This window comes from Actinomadura sp. 6N118 (genome assembly GCF_044326415.1).
Taxonomy (GTDB): Bacteria; Actinomycetota; Actinomycetes; order Streptosporangiales; family Streptosporangiaceae; genus Spirillospora.
Map to the genome: position 1 here is coordinate 267,357 of NZ_JBIRAZ010000011.1, position 17,490 is coordinate 284,846.

18 protein-coding genes and 1 riboswitch are annotated in these 17,490 nt (G+C 68.5%); of the genes, 7 read left to right on the forward strand and 11 right to left on the reverse strand.

The window, feature by feature from the left end; genetic code table 11:
* Positions 1-18: 18 nt before the first annotated feature.
* The 3 genes from ACH34W_RS28440 to ACH34W_RS28450 form a co-directional block, all read right to left on the reverse strand.
* Positions 19-849, reverse strand: coding sequence for an N-acetylmuramoyl-L-alanine amidase (locus tag ACH34W_RS28440; protein ID WP_395964158.1), 831 nt, complete (start codon positions 847-849; stop codon positions 19-21).
* A gap of 137 nt (positions 850-986) precedes the next feature.
* Positions 987-1,223 (reverse strand): hypothetical protein, encoded by a 237-nt coding sequence (locus tag ACH34W_RS28445; RefSeq protein ID WP_151561099.1) that lies wholly within the window; start codon positions 1,221-1,223, stop codon positions 987-989.
* 229 nt (positions 1,224-1,452) lie between these two features.
* On the reverse strand, positions 1,453-2,466 hold the full coding sequence (locus ACH34W_RS28450; protein WP_395964159.1) for a LacI family DNA-binding transcriptional regulator: 1,014 nt from the start codon (positions 2,464-2,466) through the stop codon (positions 1,453-1,455).
* Positions 2,467-2,731: 265 nt separating this feature from the next.
* On the opposite strand from ACH34W_RS28450, the gene ACH34W_RS28455 reads away from it, so the two are divergent.
* Positions 2,732-3,439, forward strand: a complete 708-nt coding sequence (locus ACH34W_RS28455) for a TetR/AcrR family transcriptional regulator (protein ID WP_395964160.1) — start codon at positions 2,732-2,734, stop codon at positions 3,437-3,439.
* A gap of 385 nt (positions 3,440-3,824) precedes the next feature.
* On the opposite strand, the gene bldC is transcribed toward ACH34W_RS28455, so the two are convergent.
* The gene (gene bldC / locus ACH34W_RS28460; RefSeq protein ID WP_012850682.1) at positions 3,825-4,028 is read right to left on the reverse strand and encodes a developmental transcriptional regulator BldC; all 204 of its coding nucleotides are present in this window, start codon (positions 4,026-4,028) and stop codon (positions 3,825-3,827) included.
* Positions 4,029-4,266: 238 nt separating this feature from the next.
* Complete coding sequence (locus ACH34W_RS28465; RefSeq protein ID WP_395964161.1) at positions 4,267-5,145, reverse strand: hypothetical protein; 879 nt, start codon at positions 5,143-5,145, stop codon at positions 4,267-4,269.
* Positions 5,146-5,320: 175 nt separating this feature from the next.
* Between ACH34W_RS28465 and ACH34W_RS28470 the strand changes: the two genes are divergently transcribed.
* Positions 5,321-6,406 (forward strand): Leu/Phe/Val dehydrogenase, encoded by a 1,086-nt coding sequence (locus tag ACH34W_RS28470; protein ID WP_395964162.1) that lies wholly within the window; start codon positions 5,321-5,323, stop codon positions 6,404-6,406.
* A 322-nt stretch (positions 6,407-6,728) separates the two neighbouring features.
* Positions 6,729-6,944 carry a DUF3073 domain-containing protein gene (locus ACH34W_RS28475; RefSeq protein WP_151561104.1) on the forward strand — a complete coding sequence of 72 codons (216 nt, stop codon included), beginning with the start codon at positions 6,729-6,731 and terminating at the stop codon, positions 6,942-6,944.
* Positions 6,945-7,057: 113 nt separating this feature from the next.
* Here ACH34W_RS28475 and ACH34W_RS28480 read toward each other — a convergent pair whose 3' ends face one another.
* Genes ACH34W_RS28480 through purF form a run of 3 tightly spaced genes read right to left on the reverse strand, consistent with a single transcriptional unit; the run spans position 7,058 to position 10,247 of the window.
* On the reverse strand, positions 7,058-7,756 hold the full coding sequence (locus tag ACH34W_RS28480; protein ID WP_395964163.1) for a vancomycin high temperature exclusion protein: 699 nt from the start codon (positions 7,754-7,756) through the stop codon (positions 7,058-7,060).
* A gap of 14 nt (positions 7,757-7,770) precedes the next feature.
* The gene (gene purM / locus ACH34W_RS28485) at positions 7,771-8,796 is read right to left on the reverse strand and encodes a phosphoribosylformylglycinamidine cyclo-ligase (protein WP_395964164.1); all 1,026 of its coding nucleotides are present in this window, start codon (positions 8,794-8,796) and stop codon (positions 7,771-7,773) included.
* On the reverse strand, positions 8,793-10,247 hold the full coding sequence (gene purF, locus ACH34W_RS28490; RefSeq protein ID WP_395964165.1) for an amidophosphoribosyltransferase: 1,455 nt from the start codon (positions 10,245-10,247) through the stop codon (positions 8,793-8,795). The genes purM and purF overlap by 4 nt, the downstream gene beginning before the upstream one ends.
* 129 nt (positions 10,248-10,376) lie before the next feature.
* On the opposite strand from purF, the gene ACH34W_RS28495 reads away from it, so the two are divergent.
* The gene (locus tag ACH34W_RS28495) at positions 10,377-10,742 is read left to right on the forward strand and encodes a hypothetical protein (RefSeq protein WP_395964166.1); all 366 of its coding nucleotides are present in this window, start codon (positions 10,377-10,379) and stop codon (positions 10,740-10,742) included.
* On the opposite strand, the gene ACH34W_RS28500 is transcribed toward ACH34W_RS28495, so the two are convergent.
* Together ACH34W_RS28500 and ACH34W_RS28505 are read right to left on the reverse strand one after the other, a co-directional pair.
* Positions 10,743-11,369 (reverse strand): LamG domain-containing protein, encoded by a 627-nt coding sequence (locus ACH34W_RS28500; protein ID WP_395964167.1) that lies wholly within the window; start codon positions 11,367-11,369, stop codon positions 10,743-10,745. It lies immediately after the preceding gene.
* An 82-nt stretch (positions 11,370-11,451) separates the two neighbouring features.
* Positions 11,452-11,895 carry a sterol carrier family protein gene (locus ACH34W_RS28505; protein ID WP_395964168.1) on the reverse strand — a complete coding sequence of 148 codons (444 nt, stop codon included), beginning with the start codon at positions 11,893-11,895 and terminating at the stop codon, positions 11,452-11,454.
* A gap of 155 nt (positions 11,896-12,050) precedes the next feature.
* Between ACH34W_RS28505 and ACH34W_RS28510 the strand changes: the two genes are divergently transcribed.
* The 3 genes from ACH34W_RS28510 (at position 12,051) to ACH34W_RS28520 (ending at position 16,459) form a co-directional block, all read left to right on the forward strand.
* A complete protein-coding gene (locus tag ACH34W_RS28510; protein WP_395964169.1) occupies positions 12,051-13,832 on the forward strand; it encodes a serine/threonine protein kinase in 1,782 nt (593 codons plus the stop codon).
* 169 nt (positions 13,833-14,001) lie between these two features.
* Positions 14,002-15,174: a S8 family peptidase gene (locus tag ACH34W_RS28515; protein ID WP_395964170.1), complete on the forward strand. Its 1,173-nt coding sequence runs from the start codon at positions 14,002-14,004 to the stop codon at positions 15,172-15,174.
* Between the two features lie 161 nt (positions 15,175-15,335).
* Positions 15,336-15,521, forward strand: a riboswitch (cyclic di-AMP (ydaO/yuaA leader).
* Between the two features lie 2 nt (positions 15,522-15,523).
* On the forward strand, positions 15,524-16,459 hold the full coding sequence (locus ACH34W_RS28520; protein ID WP_395964171.1) for a coiled-coil domain-containing protein: 936 nt from the start codon (positions 15,524-15,526) through the stop codon (positions 16,457-16,459).
* 90 nt (positions 16,460-16,549) lie between these two features.
* Here ACH34W_RS28520 and ACH34W_RS28525 read toward each other — a convergent pair whose 3' ends face one another.
* The gene (locus ACH34W_RS28525; protein WP_395964172.1) at positions 16,550-17,413 is read right to left on the reverse strand and encodes a hypothetical protein; all 864 of its coding nucleotides are present in this window, start codon (positions 17,411-17,413) and stop codon (positions 16,550-16,552) included.
* Between the last annotated feature and the right edge of the window lie 77 nt (positions 17,414-17,490).

Here is a 17,490-nt window from a genome sequence, read left to right on the forward strand (position 1 = left end):
CGGTCGACGGAAGTACGGTCAGCGGAAGTACTGGATCAGCCCTGTGACGAAAGACTCAGCGATGCGCTGCCGGAACGAGGCGCTCGACAGCTTGGCAGCGTCCCCGGGGTGGTTCATGTTGCCGGTCTCGACGAAGACCTTCGGCACCGTGGACAGGTTGAGCCCGCCCAGATCGTCCCGGGAATCAAGGGCGTTGGTGCCGATGTAGGTGGAGTACGGCATGCCTGTGCCGTTCTTGTAGGCATCCCGCATGGCCTTGCCGAGCTTGCGCGACGCCGGGACCATCTGGGCGTTCTGCCCCTTGACCGTCAGCGGCTCGATCACGTGGAAGCCATGGCCGCTCGGCGGACCACCGTCCGCGTGCACCGAGATCGCCGCGTCCGCCTTGGCACGGTTGCCGATGGCGGCGCGCTCGGTGATGCACGGCCCCACCCCGGTGTTGTTGTCCCGGGTCAGGACGACCTTGGCGCCCTTGGCCTTCAACAGCTTGGTGAGCCGGGTGGACACGTCCCAGTTGAAGGCCGCCTCGCTGTAGCCGGCCGCCGTCGCGGTGCCCGTCGTGTCACACGCCTTGCGACCGTTCCCGATGCTGACCTGCCGATTAATGACCTCCGGGCGCTTGGCGTTACCCCCGTTGTGTCCCGGGTCGATCAGGATGACCTTGCCCTTGAGCGAGCCCGTGTCCCGCACTTGCTTGGGCGTCTCCTTGGGTGCCCCGGAAGCCCCGGAAGGAGCCGCCTGAGGCGGCTGCGCAGCCTGACTGCCCTTGGTGGACGAGCCACCATTGCACGCGGTGAGGGCCGCCAGGCACAGCACCAGGCCCATCGCGCCGCTTCGGTGGAATAGCAAGACTCGTCCCCCTGTGATTTCTTCGTTACCAACCCTGCCAGTCTGCACATCAGCATGGGTTCGTCAAACGAAGTCCGCACAAACGCAGCCGCGGCCGTGCCCCCGCACGGCCGCGACCACGAGTCAGCCGAGCAGAGTCAGCGGAGCAGGTCCTCCTTGCCGAGGAGCGCGGCGAGAGCGCGCGCCTCGTCCGCGTCGAGGCCCAGCACCACGCGGGGTCGCCCCCACGGATGATCAATCGAGTGGGCCACATAGCTGGCGACGGACTCCGAGACCTGTTCGGCCAGTCCACGCGCATGTCGCCATTCCGACCACGCGCGTTCCAACTCACTCGCCGCGCGCTGCGCGCACGACACCAATTCCGGATCACGCACGGAATGAAACCCCCCTGGGTGAACATGGTCCTTCTCCGTGTCCACTCGGCAGAGTCCCCGGCCGGAGACCGGCCCGGGCATGCGGTTCCCCCGACCCGCCGAACGGTGCACCCATTAAGGCCCCACGAACGCCCTGCGGCCCGCCGATTACGGCAGGCTTGGCCAGCCCCTTACCACTTCAGGCCATTGATCGACCTCCCCAAGACCACCCGATCATCCCGACCGGCCGTCACGCGGGGGCCAGGCCTGTGGTGGAGCGGACCACCAGGTGGGGGACCACGAGGTTCTGGCGGGCGGCGCGGGCGGGGTCGTCGATGCGGGCGGTGAGGAGTTCGGCGGCCACGCGGCCCATGTCGCGGCGGGGCTGGTCGACGCTGGTCAGGGAGATATGGCGGATGGCGGCCAGGTGGGTGTTGTCATAGCCGACGACCGAGAGATGCCCGGGGACCGTGAGCTCCAGCTCGTCGGCGGCGGAAAGGGCTCCGGTGGCGACGAGGTCGTTGGGCGCGAAAATGGCGGTGGGGCGGGGGGTCCGCGTGAGGAGGGCGCGGGCGGCCCGGTAGCCGCCCTCCTCGGTGAAGTCTCCGGCTTCCACGACGACCTCGGCGGCGAGGCCGTGGCGTTCCATGGCCCTCTCGTAGCCGGCGCGCCGGTAGCGGGCGGTGGTCGAGGGCGCGCCCTCGATGTGGGCGATGCGGCGGTGGCCCAGCTCGACGAGGTGGTCGACGGCGAGACTGGCACCGAGTTCGTCGTCGTCGACGACGATGTCGACGCCGGAGACGTCGCGCTCGCCCACGACGACAACTGGGACGCTCGCGGCTGCTTCTTTGAGGGAGTCGGGAACAACGCTCAGGAGAACGAGGCCGTCGACGCGCATCTCCAGGAAGGCTTCTACGGCCTCGGCTTCGAAGAGGGGGTCCCAGCGGCCGCTGCCGACGAGCATCCGGAGGCCCTCGCCGTGCAGGCTCTCCTGCAGGCCGTCCAGGAACTCGGCGAAGAACGGGTTGTGCAAGTCGGCGACGATGGCGCCGATGAGGCGGGTGCGGCCCTCCACCAGGCTCCGGGCCACGGCGTTGGGCCGGTAGCCGAGCTCTCGCGCAGCCTGGAGCACCGCCTGGCGGCGGCGTTCGCTGACGTGCGGCGATCCGCGCATGACGAGGGAGACAAGCGACTTCGAGACACCGGCCCTCTCGGCTACATTGCGGATGGTGGGCTTGGGGGGCCTTACATCACCAGCTGACATGGCTCTCCGTCCGGGGGGCCTGCAGGACCTGCCGCCAGGGCGCTCCGAGCCCTTTGGCACAGGGACGGAACGCCTTCCCCACTCGGGGGGAGATGCCATGATGCCTCGCCTTCACCCCAAATCGTCGCAACAGTGAGTAACGGGCATCCGCCAATGCCAGTTCTTGCCTGTGGTGTCCTGGATCACAGGGCGGATCCCGGGACAAACGGCCCCCGTCGAGGCTGCCCACACCGACCCTGCCTCCGCCCTCAGATACGCTGCCCAAGTGGGAGATCGTGCGGTGGCAGGCGGTAAGGCAAGGGGTGGGCAGGGTTCCACCCCGGCTCAGCAACGCGGCAGGCGCCGGCTGAGCGTCGACGAACGCCGCGACGAGCTGATCGAGGCCGCGCTGGAGCTGTTCAGCACCAAGTCGCCGGAAGACGTCTCCATCGACGACGTCGCGGCGGCGGCCGGCGCTTCCCGCGCGCTCGTCTATCACTACTTCGGCGGAAAGTACGAGCTCTACATCGCGGCGCTGGGCAGTGCGGCCAAGCAGCTGTCGGTATTGCTGGAGCCCCCCACCGAGGGCACGCCGCTCGAACGCCTGAAGATCTCTCTGAAGCGCTATTTCGATTTCGTGGAGAGCCATGCGCCGGGGTTCACGGCGCTGCTGCGCGGCGGCCCCGCGGACCGGTCGGGTGAGGTCGGCGAGATCGTCGACGGCATCCGCCAGTTGCTGCTGGGCCGGATCCTGCACGCGATGGACGTCGTGACCCCCACGCCCGTGCTGCGCATCACGCTGCGTTCATGGATGGCATCGGTCGAGACCGCCGGCCTGGACTGGCTGGAAAACCGGGATGTCTCCCGCGAGGAGCTGGAGCGCCTGCTGGTCGACCATCTGGTGGTGCTGATGCATGTCGCAGGCCAGCACGAACCGGCGATAGCGGCTCTCTTCGACCGGCTCGCCCAGGAAGAAATGCCCGCCGAGGACTGAGGCCCACTGGGACCGAGGCCCAGCCCACCGGGGGCCGAGGCCCACCCACAGGCTTAGGCCCGCAAAGAGCTGAAGCCCTGGGCCGTGGATTGAGGTCCACACAGGGCTGAGGCCCGAACAGGGCCCGAGGCCCTTGTCAGTGGGCTGGGGGCGGCACAGGCGGAATGCCCCGCCCGCATGAGCGCGAGCGGGACATCCGGTTGAACGGTGCGCGGCCCAGGACGGCTGATTCTCGGATGATCACAGCCCTGGACCTTCACCCAGGGGGCCTCTGAACAGGACATCCACCCACTGCCGGGTGCGAGGTTGTTCAGCGGCCTCCTGGTCGCCCCCCAATATTCCACTGTGTGCGCCCGGCGAGCCCCCACTCGCCGGCCGGAGTGCCTTACTCCGAGCGCTGCTGCGGGATACCCGCCAGCAGCGCACGAACCTCAGCCTCGCGGTAGCGCCGGTGACCCCCCAGGGTGCGGATGGACGTGAGCTTTCCGGCCTTCGCCCACCGCGTGACGGTCTTGGGGTCGACGCGGAACATCGTCGCCACCTCTGCCGGCGTCAGCAGGGGCTCAGCCTCTGGCGTACGTGCTGACATTTGTGCGGCCTCTCCTCCGTGGACCGATGACAGCGATCCTGCGATTGATCCTCGCGCGGTCACTGATGTCCCCTATGGCCCGAAAGAGCCACTATGACATCACAACGTGTAACCTTGCCACCACTCAACGCAACAAGCAAGTCCCTGAGCGTAGTTGCGTGTTCAGTGGCGACTGGGTCACGCTGCGTGATTCTAGCGACACGTATAGTCGTATCGCGCGCAGATTCGGGAAATTTGTTCAGTTCGCCGATTCAAGGGCGCGTACAGGCCGCCAGCGGGCGAGGAGACGCTTGTACATCGCGACCGCCAGCTCGGCCTCACCGCGCTCCATCGCCTCGAGCGCGACCCCGACCTCGGCCACCGACTCGTCGGCACGCAGCGTCCGGTCGTCCAGCAGATGGACCAGACCGCCATAGTCGAGCTCGACCAGGGCGCCGGGGTGGAATCCGCCGAGCCAGCGGCCCAGCGCGTCCACCTGCCCGGCGGCCAGCAGGGTGGTCTCACCGGTTCCCTCGCCGAGGGTGTCGCGGACGATGCGGAGGGCCGTGGCGACCCGGCGCCGCGCCTCGTCCATCGCCGTGACGTAGATGAGGGTACGCGTCACAGCCGCCGTCGCAGGCCCACGACCTGGGTTTTCCCCGAAGCACGTCGTGGATTTACGTTCGTCGCCGACGGGCTCACCCAGCAGCAGGCAACGTTCCGTACGCCCGAACGCCACGAACCAGGCCAGGGGGACGTGCCAGGTACTGGAGAGAATGTGCGGCTGCAGCGAACGGCCCGTGGCCTTCCAGCGTTCGAACTCGTGCTCCACCTGGTCCGCCACCGTCGACGGCACGAACGCCTCCGCCACGCCCGACGGGAGCGCGGTGCGGAAACGGTCGAACGCCAGCCATGAGCGGAGCCGCGTCTCCCAGGGACACACATAGATCGTGTCCGCCGACCGCCGCACATAGGCGTTCCGGCTCTCCCGTTCCGGCACCGGCTCCGGCGGGAACGCGGCCAGCCGCAGCGCGGCCTCGCGTTGTTCGGCGCCCAGCGTGTGGATCCGCCGGGGGCGCCGCCGGGAGTCGGCGTAGGCCGTCCACAGGGTCCGTGCCGGTTCCGGAAAGGCTGTCACCGGTTCATAAACCCGTAGGTATGCGGCGTACGGAAGCACCTCCGCATCGTGGCATGAGCCCGGCTCGGACACGGTTCCGACAACCCCACCGAGATCCCTGTGTTACCTGGAGACTCGCCCGTGCCGCCCTGTCCGGTTCTAGTCTGATCCTTAAGACTGAGAGGAGGGCACTACCGTGCCTAACGTCTTCGGGTCGCCCCACAAGGGCACAGAACCCAGACACGAGCAGGTCGTCTTCTGCCAGGACGAGGCCAGCGGCCTGCGTGCCATCATCGCGCTCTACTCCACCGCGCTCGGCCCCGGGCTGGGCGGCACCCGCTTCTACCCGTACGGGTCGGAGGAGGAGGCGCTCACCGACGTGCTGAACCTGTCCCGCGGCATGGCGTACAAGAACGCCCTGGCCGGGCTGGACCACGGTGGCGGCAAGGCCGTCATCATCGGCGATCCCAACATCGACAAGTCCGAGGCTCTGCTGCGCGCGTACGGACGGTTCGTCCAGTCGCTGAACGGCCGCTACTACACGGCCTGTGACGTCGGCACGTTCAGCGAGGACATGGACATCGTCGCCCGTGAGAGCCGCTACGTGACCGGCCGTACGGTCGCGCACGGCGGCGCCGGCGACTCGTCCATTCTCACCTCGTACGGGGTCTACCAGGGCATGCGCGCCGCCGCTGAGCACGTCTGGGGCAGCCCCACACTCCGTGGCCGCCGCGTCGGCGTCGAGGGCGTGGGCAAGGTGGGCCACCGCCTGGTCGACCTGCTGCGCGAGGACGGCGCCGAAGTGGTGATCTGCGACGTCAGCGAGGCCGCCGTCGGACGGGTCCTCGAACGGCACCCCGGGGTCGAGGTCGTCGCCGACAACGCCGCCCTCATCCGCTCCGAGATCGACGTGTACGCCCCGTGCGCGCTGGGTGGATCCCTCGACGACGACACCGTTCCGATCCTGAACGCCAAGATCGTCTGCGGGGCCGCCAACAACCAGCTGGCCCACCCCGGCATCGAGAAGCAGCTGGCCGACCGCGGTGTCCTCTACGCCCCGGACTACGTGGTCAACTCCGGCGGTGTGATCCAGGTCGCCGACGAGATCGAGGGTTTCAACTTCGACCGCGCCAAGGCCCGGGCCACGGGGATCTTCGACACCACTCGCCAGATCTTCGTCCTGGCCGCCGACGAGGGCGTCCCGCCGGCCGTCGCTGCCGACCGCCTGGCCGAGCAGCGAATGTCAGCCGTAGGCAGACTCCGCGGCATCTGGCTTAGCTGAAAATTCCTTCAGCTCAGTGAAACCTGCCGCCGGGCCGACGTTTTCGGCCCGGCGGCCCATGCCCATCCGTGGCCTAGGGGCCAGTCTGCAGGGGCTGTCGATACAGCGTGTCGCCCCAGGTCTGTGAACCTGGAATCACCCGATACACTTGGGTTCTCCGCAGTGAGCGGGCCGCCACCGGACTGACGATGTACCGAGCCGGGCGCAAAACGGGTACGGTTGTATCCGTGACTGAACCATGGCTCATCAGGCACCGGTTCGTGTGGTGGACGCGCGCGTTGATGGGCCCACGAAAGCCCTGACCATCGAGGGGGTCGAGCCAATGGGTCGCGGCCGAGCCAAGGCCAAGCAGGTGAAGGTTGCCCGTCAGCTCAAGTACAACAGCGGCAACACGGACCTCGACCGCCTGAAGAGTGAGCTGGGAGTCCCCGACTCGACGGAGACCGACCCGTACGACGAGCTCGCCGACAAGTATGCCGACTACGCCGAGGAATACGGCGCCGCTGAGGACGACCGTAAGGACGGGACCTCCGGCTGACCCTCGGGATGAGCTGTGCCCGCAAGCGAAGCTTGCGGGCCTTCTCATGTCTTCCGGCGGCTCGAACTCTTAGGCGGTCCAACTAACATCTCTGGCCTGCGCCTGATCCCTGGTCAGGGTGTCGCAAGGGCCTGCTGGACGCCGGGTTCCGGTCGACCGAGGAGCTTGGGGTCTCGCGGGACGGTGAGGTCTCTCACGGCCTTCATCATGGCGAGGGGCTCGCGGACGTAGCCCTTGACGGTGGCGTCCTGGCGATCGGCCATGCTGTCGTCCCCCACGCCGAAGGCTTCGAGACCGGCGGCCCTGCAGAGGGCCACGGCGCGCGGCAGGTGGAAGTTCTGGGTCACCACGGTGAGCCGTTCCACCTGGAAGATGCGCTTTGCACGGGCACAGGAGTCCCACGTGTCGAGCCCCGCGAAGTCTCGGACGACCTTGTGCGCCGGCACGCCGTGGGTGGTGAGGTAGTCGCGCATGACGGTGGGTTCGTCGTAGCCCTTGACCCGGTTGTCGCCTGAGACCAGGATCACTTTGACCTTGCCGCGCCTGTAGAGGTCCGCGGCGGCGTCCAGGCGACGGGCCAGCAGGATCGACGGCTGGCCACCCCAGACGCCCGCGCCCAAGACGAGGGCCACAGGGGTCTCCGGGACGTTCTCCGGTGAGTGCCGGTAGCGAGCCGTTTCCGCGTACGCCCAGCCCAGCGGCGCCATGACGCCGTACGCCAGCAGGGCGCCAAGGATCAACAGCGGCAACGCGAGGCGGCGCAGGCGAGAAGGACTGGCCCAGGCCAGCGCACGGGAGATCATCACACTCATGTGACGCCTGGGCGTCACATGAGGTTCGCGGTGCCGCCGCCTTTGGTGATCTCGCCGAGGACCCAGGCGGGGACACCCCGGTCGGCGAGGGTCCGTACGGCGTCGTCGGCCGCGTCCGGGGCCACGATGGCGGCCATGCCGACGCCCAGGTTGAACGTCTTGTCCATCTCGGCCTGCGGGACGCTGCCGTATGTCTGGAGGGCCATGAAAAGCGGCGGAATCTCCCAGGAAGACCGCTGGAGAACGGCGTCGGCCGTCGGAGGCAGCGAACGGGCCAGGTTGGCCGTCAGGCCGCCGCCGGTGATGTGGGCGAACGCACGGACCCCTCCCCCGCGCACAAGGGCCAGACAGTCCTGGGCGTAAATGCGGGTGGGCGTGAGCAGCTCCTCGCCGAGCGGGCGGGAGAGATCGGCCAGCTGGGTCTCCAGGGCCAGATCAGTAGTCGCCAGGATGTGGCGAACGAGCGAATACCCGTTGGAATGGATGCCCGAGGAGGCCATGCCGATCACCACGTCACCGGGGTTGACCCGATCCGGGCCGAGGATCTCGTCGGCCTCCACGACACCGGTCCCCGCACCCGCGATATCGAACTCGTCGGGCTGCAGGAGGCCCGGATGTTCGGCGGTCTCGCCACCGATCAGCGCACACCCAGCCAGCGCACAGGCGTCCGCGATGCCGCCGACGATGTCGGCGATGCGCTCGGGAATGACCTTGCCGCACGCGATGTAGTCGGTCATGAACAGCGGCTCGGCGCCGCAGACGGCCAGATCGTCGATCACCATGCCGACGAGGTCGTGACCCACGGTGTCGTAAACGCCCAGCCGGCGGGCCAGATCGACCTTGGTGCCGACCCCATCGGTCGACGTCGCCAGCAGCGGCCGGCGGTACTTCAGGAACGCCGATGCGTCGAAGAGCCCGGCGAAGCCGCTGACGTCGTCCACGACCTCCGGCCGCCGCGACCGCGCCACCCGCGACTTCATCAGCTCAACGGCCTGCTCACCAGCCGCGATGTCGACCCCGGCCGCCTCATACGTGCTCACTTGGCGGTCACTTCCAGCAGATGCTTGCCGCGGGCGCCCTCCTCGACCGGGATCGGGTAGACCCCGTCGAAGCACGCGCGGCACAGCCGGTCCTTGGCGATCTGGGAGGAGGCGATCAGCTCGTCCAGCGAGATGAAGCCCAGGGAGTCAGCGCCGATCGAGTCGCGGATCTCTTCGATCGAGAGGTTGCCGGCGATCAGCTCGGCACGGCTGGCGAAGTCGATCCCGTAGAAACACGGCCACGCCACCGGCGGGCTGGAGATCCGCACATGCACCTCAGCCGCGCCCGCGTCCCGCAGCATGCCCACGATGGCGCGCTGGGTGTTGCCGCGAACAATGGAATCGTCGACCACCACGAGCCGCTTGCCCTCGATGGCCTCCCGCAGCGGATTGAGCTTGAGCCGAATGCCCAGCTGCCGGATGGTCTGGGAGGGCTGGATGAACGTGCGCCCCACATACGAATTCTTGACAAGCCCTTGCCCATACGGAATCCCTGAGGCCTCCGCATACCCAATGGCAGCCGGCGTCCCCGACTCAGGCGTAGGGATCACCAAATCGGCCTCGACCGGATGCTCCCGGGCCAGCCGCCGCCCGACCTCCACCCGCGTGGCCTGCACACTACGCCCAGCAATAGTCGTGTCAGGCCGGGCCAAATAGACGTACTCAAACAGACAGCCCTTAGGCCGCGGCTCCGCGAACGTCTCCGACCGAACCCCATCAGCGTCAATGGCGATCAGCTCACCCGGCTCGATCTCCCGGACGAACTGCGCGCCCACGATGTCGAGCCCAGCTGTCTCCGAGGCCACCACCCACCCGCGTTCACCCAAACGGCCCAGCACCAGCGGCCGGATGCCCTCAGGATCCCGTGCCGCATAAAGCGTGCTCTCGTTCATGAAAACAAGCGAGTAGGCACCCCGCGTCACCGGCAAGATCTCCCGCGCCGCAGACAGCGGCCCGCCCTCACGGGTCGCCAGAAGCGCCGTCAGGACCTCGGTGTCACTCGTGGCGGTCAACACCCCGGCGGGCAGCTTGGCGGCCAGCTCAGGCGTGTTGATGAGGTTGCCGTTGTGTGTGAGGGCCAGCCCGCCCGCTCCCGTGGAACGGAACGTGGGCTGGGCGTTCTCCCAAGTCGGGGAGCCGGTCGTGGAGTAGCGGCAGTGGCCAACAGCAATGTGGCCGCGCAGCGTGTTGAGGATCGACTCGTCAAAAACCTGAGCCACCAGGCCCATGTCCTTGAAGACGACGATCCGGGATCCGTCACTGACCGCGATCCCCGCCGACTCCTGCCCACGGTGCTGCAGCGCGTAGAGGCCGTAGTAGGCGAGCTTGCTCACCTCGGCCCGGCTCGCCTCGCCCGGCGGCACCCAAACGCCGAACACCCCACAGGCATCCTGCGGAGAGCGGTCGGAGGGGTCGATGTCGTGGCTCAGACGTCCATCACGGAGAGGCACGTACCTCAGTCTAGATGCCCTCCTCACCTGCTCCGATCAGCGCATCTCCTTAACCGACCTTTACCCGCCGAAACGGCGGGCCGAGACCACGGCGCGGGAGTGTGAGGGGCGACACCGGGGGAGGACTCCATGACGATGCCGGGCTACCAGATCTACTCGCCACCGGCGCCGCCAGAGCGCAAGGGGCTGGCGGTCACGTCACTGGTGCTCGGGGTCGTCGGCCTGCCCGCCCTTCTGCTTTGCGGCGTCGGCCTGGCTTTGGCCGTGATGGGGCTGCTGGTCGGGATCATCGCGGTCATGCGGGGGGCTGGGCGCTACACCGCCATTTTGGGCATCGTCTGCTCGGCTGTGACTCTCGTCATAGGCGGGACGGCGATCTTCTTCCTGCTCAGCAAGGCTGCTGAATGCGCTGACTCGGCCCGTTATCCCGACGAGCCGGCGCGGCGGTTGTGCGTCGAACGTGAGTTCCCGTTCGCCCGGCACACTGCGACCTGATCAGTCGGCCAGGGCGCGGACGGCTTCCTCGTCCAGGGCCGACGCGTACACCCGGACGTCGTCCAGGAGGCCGGTGAGGCCTGGCTTGCCGGGTTCGCCGCCCAGGTAGATCGGTCCGGCCGGTGTGACGACGGCGTGCTCCAGTGGCACGGCCACATCGAGTTTGCCGTTGACGTAGAGGAACATCCCGTCTGTGTCGACTACGAACGCCACGTGCGCCCACTCGTCCAGGGTGAGTACGGCTCGGCTGTCCACGTACTCCGGCCCTTTGACCGTGAACAGTTGGACCCGCAGCCGCTGGGCATCGGGATAGAGCCACATGCCGATGCCACGGGCGTCATGCTCGGCGACCGGCTTGTAGAAGAGCCCACGCCATTCGCCGGTCGGCTCGGCGTTCACGTTGACGAAGAAGGCCAGGCTGAAGCCGAAGACCTGGCTCAGCACGAGCTGTGGCCCCGCTGGCACGACGGCTCGCCCGTCCCCGTCCAGGGACAGCGCCTCGCCGTCCCGGCCAGGCACGATCTCGGCGCCCGCGTCGAGGGCGGCCTTCAGTCCCCCGCCGGTCGTGTCGTTCACCCGCGACCCGTCGATGTCCTCGACGTCGAACGTCCAGTGCGCGATGAGCATGGCATCACCTCGACCCGGTGTGCTCCCCTACGTTTCCAGCGCACCGCGACCGAGGCAAGGCCCGAACGGGGCTACCCTCACGTCAGTCGAGAGGGAGTGGGAGGTGAGCGGAAAGATCGGCCCGCGAGCCACTGGCGCGCACTTTTCCGGTCTCCAGCGCATCAGCCCAGGTCAAGCGGGCGGTCGCGAGCGAAATCCAGGTGATCGCGTCCATCTCCACCACATTGGGTGGGGTTCCCCGGGTATGGTGCGGGCCGTCGATGCACTGCACCGCGGCATGTGGTGGGACCCGGACCTCCACCGAACGGCCGGGCGCGAGTTCGGCGAGCCGGTCGAGCAGGAACCGTACGGCCCCCTTGACGACCGGCTTGGCGGGTTCGGTGACGCCGGCGTCGTAGGCCGCCAGGACGGTGTCGAACGCGGTGCGGCGGAGCGATCGGGGTTCGTCGTCGCCGGTGTGAGGGTCGAGCCCGAGCTCGGCACGCTGCTCGTCCAGAACGGCACGGGTTAGGCGGTTACGCGACATCGACACCGAGGTTATCGCGTGACTTTCGGTGGTCGTCCGACCACCTCACCCGCCACAATCGGGCTTCACCCGGTAAAAAGGGACCGGTGCCGACGCAAGGATCGGGGGGCCGGCCGGGACGGAGTCCCGGCGGGAGGAACACGGAGGTTCGTTAGATGGCCGAGGCTCTGCCCCTGCAGCCCGGTGATCCGCAGCGTCTCGGCGACTACGAGATCACCGGCCGGCTTGGCGTGGGCGAACAGGGCGCCGTCTTTCTGGGCCGCAGCCCGGCTGGCGGCACCGTCGCGGTGAAGCTCCTGCACCTGCGGCTGAGCGGCGAACCCGCCGCGCGGGCGCGGTTCGCCGGCGCGTTCGCCGCGGCCCAGCGGGTCAGCGGATTCTGCACCGCCGCGATCATCGACGCCGACGTGGAGAGCGACCGCCCGTACGTGGTCAGCGAGTACGTCGGCGGCCCCTCCCTGCACCAGCTGGTCACCGAGGAGGGCCCGCGCGGCGCCGCGGTGACCGAGCGGCTGGCGGCCGGCATGGCGATCGCCCTCGCGGCCGCGCACCGCGCCGGAGCGGTGCATCACGACTTCAAACCCGGGAACGTCCTGCTCGGCAGGGACGGCCCCCGGGTCACCGATCTCGGCGTCGCGCGAGCCCTGGAGGCGGTCTGCGCCAACCCGACGGGCCGCGTCGCCGACGATCCTTGCTACAAGTCCCCGGAGCAGTTGCGCGGGGTGGGCATCGGCCCGGCAGCGGACATGTTCGCCTGGGGGGCCACGCTGCTGTTCGCGGTGACGGGGTCGGCTCCGTTCGGGGAAGACTCCCAATCCGAGGTGATGCAGCGCATCGTCTACGACGAGCCCGATGTCTCCGTACTGCCCGAGGCCCTGCGCGAGGTGGTGGGTGACGCACTGGCCAAGGAGCCGGAGGACCGGCCAACGGCTCGCGACGTTCTCCAGCGCCTGCTCGGCGAGGACGGGACGCTGGCCGGCCGACTGCCGGAACGGATGGTGGCCGAGGGCCGCGGTCTCGCTGACGGCACCGCGCCGATCCCCGATCTCGCGCCGGTCGACTCGCCCGTGCAGCGCCCTCAGCCCGCCATCACGGTGCGGCCGCCGATCTCCGTTTCACCCGCCGTGCGGAATGAGATGGAGATCACAAGGCCTGAGCGCCCGGCCGCCGCCTGGGTCGAACAGGCACCCCCTGCCACGCGCTCCGAAGAGGCCACCCAGGCCATGCCCGCGCTCCCGCCGACTGCGGCCCCGGCCGCGCCGGGGGCTCGGAGCGCTCCGCGCACTCCGCGCGCTGCGGCAGCGCCGCCCTCCCATCCGGGCCCTGCCGAGTCCCCTGGACGGACGCCGCACCTCATCCCCGGCATGGACACCGGCGCCCAGCAACAACTTCCGGACGACCGGCATCAGCACACGGCGGTGCTGGCCGCTCCCCCGGTCTCCCGGAGACCACGGATCCCGAAGTTCCGGCGGCCCGACAATCACGTTCTCGGCGTCGCGGCCTCGCTGACCATCGGCGTCCTGGTCGGCATCGCGATCATCGCCCTGGTCCTGTGGCCCCAGCTGAACGGCGACGCAGGCGACCAGCCGCAGGCGAGGCCGGCGAACGACGACCGGCCGGTGTCGACGATCCCCGAGGTCTTCGCCGGCACCTGGAAGGGCACCGCCGTCAACGCCAGGAGCGCCGCCTCGTTCTCGATCGAGGTGACGTTCCAGGCCGGGGGGAAGATCGCGCAGGCCAGGTTCAACAACTGCGTCGGCACGCTCGCGCTCACCAGCGGGACCACCCAGCGGCTGGAGATGTCCCTGACCGTGGCCAAGCCGTGCACGAGCGGCAACGTGCGGGTGGTGCGCCAGTCGGACGGCACGCTGCAGTACGCATGGATGCACCAGCCGGGCGCCAACCCTGGCTACCAGGGAAAGCTCAAGAAGAACTGATCGGCCACGTCCGCCCCAGCTCGACCGCATCCGACTCAGCTCGACCGAATTGTCTGGTCTAGCTGCAGATATCGCAATGGATCCAATAAGGTACCCCCTTGTCGGTTCCCCTGGATCATGGTCGCCCTGCCCGTGCCCCCGCTCGTGGCCGCGACAGAAGGAGTCCCTTGTGCGGGCTGTCCCCCGAAGGCTGCTGATCACTGGCTCGATCGCGGCCTGCGTCGGTGCCGCCGCCGCGTTCCCCGTGCTGGCCGCCGACCCCGACGATCCCCTCGTTCAGGTCACCGCCGCCGAGGGCACGCCGATCCCCGGCAAATACATCGTGACGCTGAAGAGCGGCGCCTCGACCGCCGCCGCCGCGCAGCAGGTGAAGGCCTCCGCGGTGGAACGGTTCGACGGCGTGCTCAACGGCTTCGCCGCCAAGCTCGACTCCGCCCAGCTGGACAAGCTCCGCCGCGACAGCCGCGTGGCCGCGATCGAGCAGGACCAGATCGTGAAGATCAGCGGCGGCACGCAGCGTTCGCCCCTCCCCTGGGGGCTCGACCGCATCGACCAGCGCAAGCTGCCCCTTTCCAAGTCGTACCGCTACAGCTCCATGGGCCGTGGCGTGAACGCGTACGTCATCGACACCGGCCTCGACGTGAAGCACCCGCAGTTCCAGGGTCGCGCCTCGATCGCCTGGAAGGCCGCCCAGTACGCCGACGGCGCCGACTGCAACGGCCATGGCACCCACGTGGCGGGCACCATCGGCTCGCAGCGGTACGGCGTGGCCAAGCAGGTCAAGCTGCGTGCCCTCCGCGTGCTCGGCTGCGACGGCACCGGCCCGATGTCGAACGTGGTCGCCGCCGTCCGCTGGCTCCGTACGAACGCGGCCAAGCCCGCTGTGGCCAACATCTCGGTCGGCGGGTCCAAGTCCACCGCGCTCAACACCGCTGTCGCCGCCCTTTCCAAGTCCGGCGTCTTCGTCGCCGTGGCGGCAGGCAACGACAACAAGCCGGCCTGCAACACCTCGCCCGCTGGTGCGCCCGGGGTCGTGACGGTCGGCGCGAGCGGCCCGCGCGACGGCCGGGCGGGCTTCTCCAACTACGGCAAGTGCGTGGACATCCATGCCCCGGGCGTGGGAATCGCCTCGACCTACCCCGGCAACGAGCGCGAGACCCTCGACGGCACTTCGATGGCGTCACCGCACGTGGCGGGCGTGGCCGTCCTCTACCTCACCACCCACCGCAAGGCGAGCTTCGCGCAGGTAGAAAAGTGGCTGAACACCAACGCGATCCCAGGGCGCCTCAAGGGCCTCCCCACCGGCACGCCCAACAAGCTTCTGTTCAAGGCAAAGCTGTGAACCGACTCACATAGGATGTCCCGGCTCCCACGTGGCGCCCTGCTTCCGGGACTCGCAGCCATCGCACCCTCGTCAGGGGTTTAATCTTGGCGAGGCAACGAACAGTTCTTTAAAGTTCATTGGCATTCGGTCGGTGACTCGCCTCGGCAAGACAGGCAGTCTGGCCGAACCCGCCGAGTCCCGCGACATGCCGCGCGGGAACCGGGGACCCACCTGTCGGACCTCCCAGGCTCAGTCCTGGGCGGCTCGACCGGGGTGAATCCGGATCCGCACCCAGCGGACCCGATAGGGCTGACTCCCGGCCCGAACCCGTCAGCTAACCCGGTAGGCGATCGAGGAGAGGAGATACGTGGAGACCCCCACCTCCACTCGCTGGCGCCGCACACGGCTCGCATTGGTAGCCGTCGTCGGCGTCGTTCCGCTGGTCGCGAGCGCCACGGTCACCGGTCCGTCGGCGCAGGCCGACCCCGGCGACAGCGGCCGTCTGACCAAGCTGAACAAGCAGATCGAGAAGCTGGACAAGGCGTACGGCGGCGACCTGGCCAAGCTCAAGGACACCCAGCACGAGGTCAAGGAGGCCCTCAAGAAGGCCCAGAACCTCAAAGAGGACCTGACCGTGGCCCGCGGGCTGGTCGCACAGATCGCCGCCTCCCAGTACATGACGGGCGGCGCCGACCCGTCCGTGGCCGTCCTCGCCAACGACGACCCCTCCACGTATCTCAACAACGCCTCCCTGGTCAGCCACGTGGCCCAGAACCAGGCTGCCAAGGTCCAGCAGATCCAGCAGCTGGTGAACCAGCAGGAGCAGGCCAAGGTCGAGGCGCAACGCAAGGTCAAGCAGCTCGAGAAGCAGATCAAGGAGCTTCTCAACGAGAAGGCCCGGGTCAAGGAGCTGCTGAAGAAGTACAAGCCCGAGTCACCGAGCGCCGGGATGAACGGGGTCACGCCCCGCATGAAGAAGGTCCACGACATCCTGGACGTGGAGTTCGGCCCGTTCCCGATGATCGGCTGCGTGCGCTCCACCGGCGACCCGCAGGACCACGGCACCGGCCACGCCTGCGACTTCATGGTCACCACAGGCGGCCGCATGGCCACAGGCAGCGCCCAAACCCTAGGCGACCGCACCGCCGCGTACGTCATCGCCAACGCGAGCAAGCTCGGCATCAAGTACGTGATCTGGCGCCAGCGCATCTACGACATGCGAAGCCCCGGCTGGAGGGGCATGAGCAACCGAGGCGGCAATACCGCCAACCACTACGACCACGTCCACATCTCGGTCTTCTAGGCGCGCTGCGCTTTAGCGCGAGGGCGCTGCATACGCCAACAGGCGGTGCCGGGTGACAGCAGACCCGGCACCGCCTAATGACGTGCAGTACTAGACGTCGCCAGCCGACTTCTCCTGACCCTCGCCCTCCTGACCCTCGGTCTCCTGCCCCTGAGTCTCATGGTGACCCTGGGTCTCGTGCCCTTGCGTCTCCTGGTGCCCCTGGTTCTCGTGGTGCCCCTGGTTCTCGTGCCCCTGATGTCCCTGGTTCTCGTGGCCCTGGTGCCCCTCGTGGCCCTGGTGCCCCTGGTTCTCGTGGCCCTGGTGCCCCTCGTGCCCCTCGTGGCCCTGGTGCCCCTGGTTCTCGTGGCCCTGGTGCCCCTCGTGCCCCTGGTGCCCCTGGTTCTCGTGGCCCTGGTGCCCCTCGTGCCCCTCGTGGCCCTGGTGCCCCTGGTTCTCGTGGCCCTGGTGCCCCTGGTTCTCGTGGCCCTGGTGCCCCTCGTGCCCCTGGTGCCCCTGGTTCTCGTGGCCCTGGTGCCCCTCGTGCCCCTCGTGGCCCTGGTGCCCCTGGTTCTCGTGGTGTCCCTGGTTCTCGTGGCCCTGGTGCCCCTCGTGCCCCTGGTTCTCGTGCCCCTGATGTCCCTGGTTCTCGTGGTGTCCCTGGTTCTCGTGCCCCTGGTGCCCCTGGTTCTCGTGGCCCTGATGTCCCTGGTTCTCGTGGTGTCCCTGGTTCTCGTGCCCCTGGTGCCCCTGGTTCTCGTGGCCCTGGTGCCCCTCGTGCCCCTGGTTCTCGTGCTTCTTGAAGATGGGGTCGCCGTTGTGGTAGCCGCCGTAGCAGACGTAGTCATCTCCGACAGACAGCAGCGAGCCGCCGGCCTGGACGCAGTGCCAGTCGGAGACACCGGTCCCGGCGCTGGCCGGTCCGGCGCCGGGCAGCATGGCGATTGCTACGGCAGCGCAGGTAGCCGTCAGCATGGGGAGACGCTTCACAAAACTCTCCAATTCACTTTCTGTAATCGCATCGCTACTAACCGCAACAATCATGCCCGGGT

Coding starts and splice junctions, on each gene's coding strand:
- ACH34W_RS28450 (WP_395964159.1), bottom strand. CDS start 2,466: ATGTCAGCTGGTGATGTAAGGCCCCCCAAGCCCACCATCCGCAATGTA.
- bldC (WP_012850682.1), bottom strand. CDS start 4,028: ATGTCAGCACGTACGCCAGAGGCTGAGCCCCTGCTGACGCCGGCAGAG.
- ACH34W_RS28475 (WP_151561104.1), top strand. CDS start 6,729: ATGGGTCGCGGCCGAGCCAAGGCCAAGCAGGTGAAGGTTGCCCGTCAG.
- ACH34W_RS28480 (WP_395964163.1), bottom strand. CDS start 7,756: ATGAGTGTGATGATCTCCCGTGCGCTGGCCTGGGCCAGTCCTTCTCGC.
- ACH34W_RS28495 (WP_395964166.1), top strand. CDS start 10,377: ATGACGATGCCGGGCTACCAGATCTACTCGCCACCGGCGCCGCCAGAG.
- ACH34W_RS28500 (WP_395964167.1), bottom strand. CDS start 11,369: ATGCTCATCGCGCACTGGACGTTCGACGTCGAGGACATCGACGGGTCG.
- ACH34W_RS28505 (WP_395964168.1), bottom strand. CDS start 11,895: ATGTCGCGTAACCGCCTAACCCGTGCCGTTCTGGACGAGCAGCGTGCC.
- ACH34W_RS28510 (WP_395964169.1), top strand. CDS start 12,051: ATGGCCGAGGCTCTGCCCCTGCAGCCCGGTGATCCGCAGCGTCTCGGC.
- ACH34W_RS28525 (WP_395964172.1), bottom strand. CDS start 17,413: ATGCTGACGGCTACCTGCGCTGCCGTAGCAATCGCCATGCTGCCCGGC.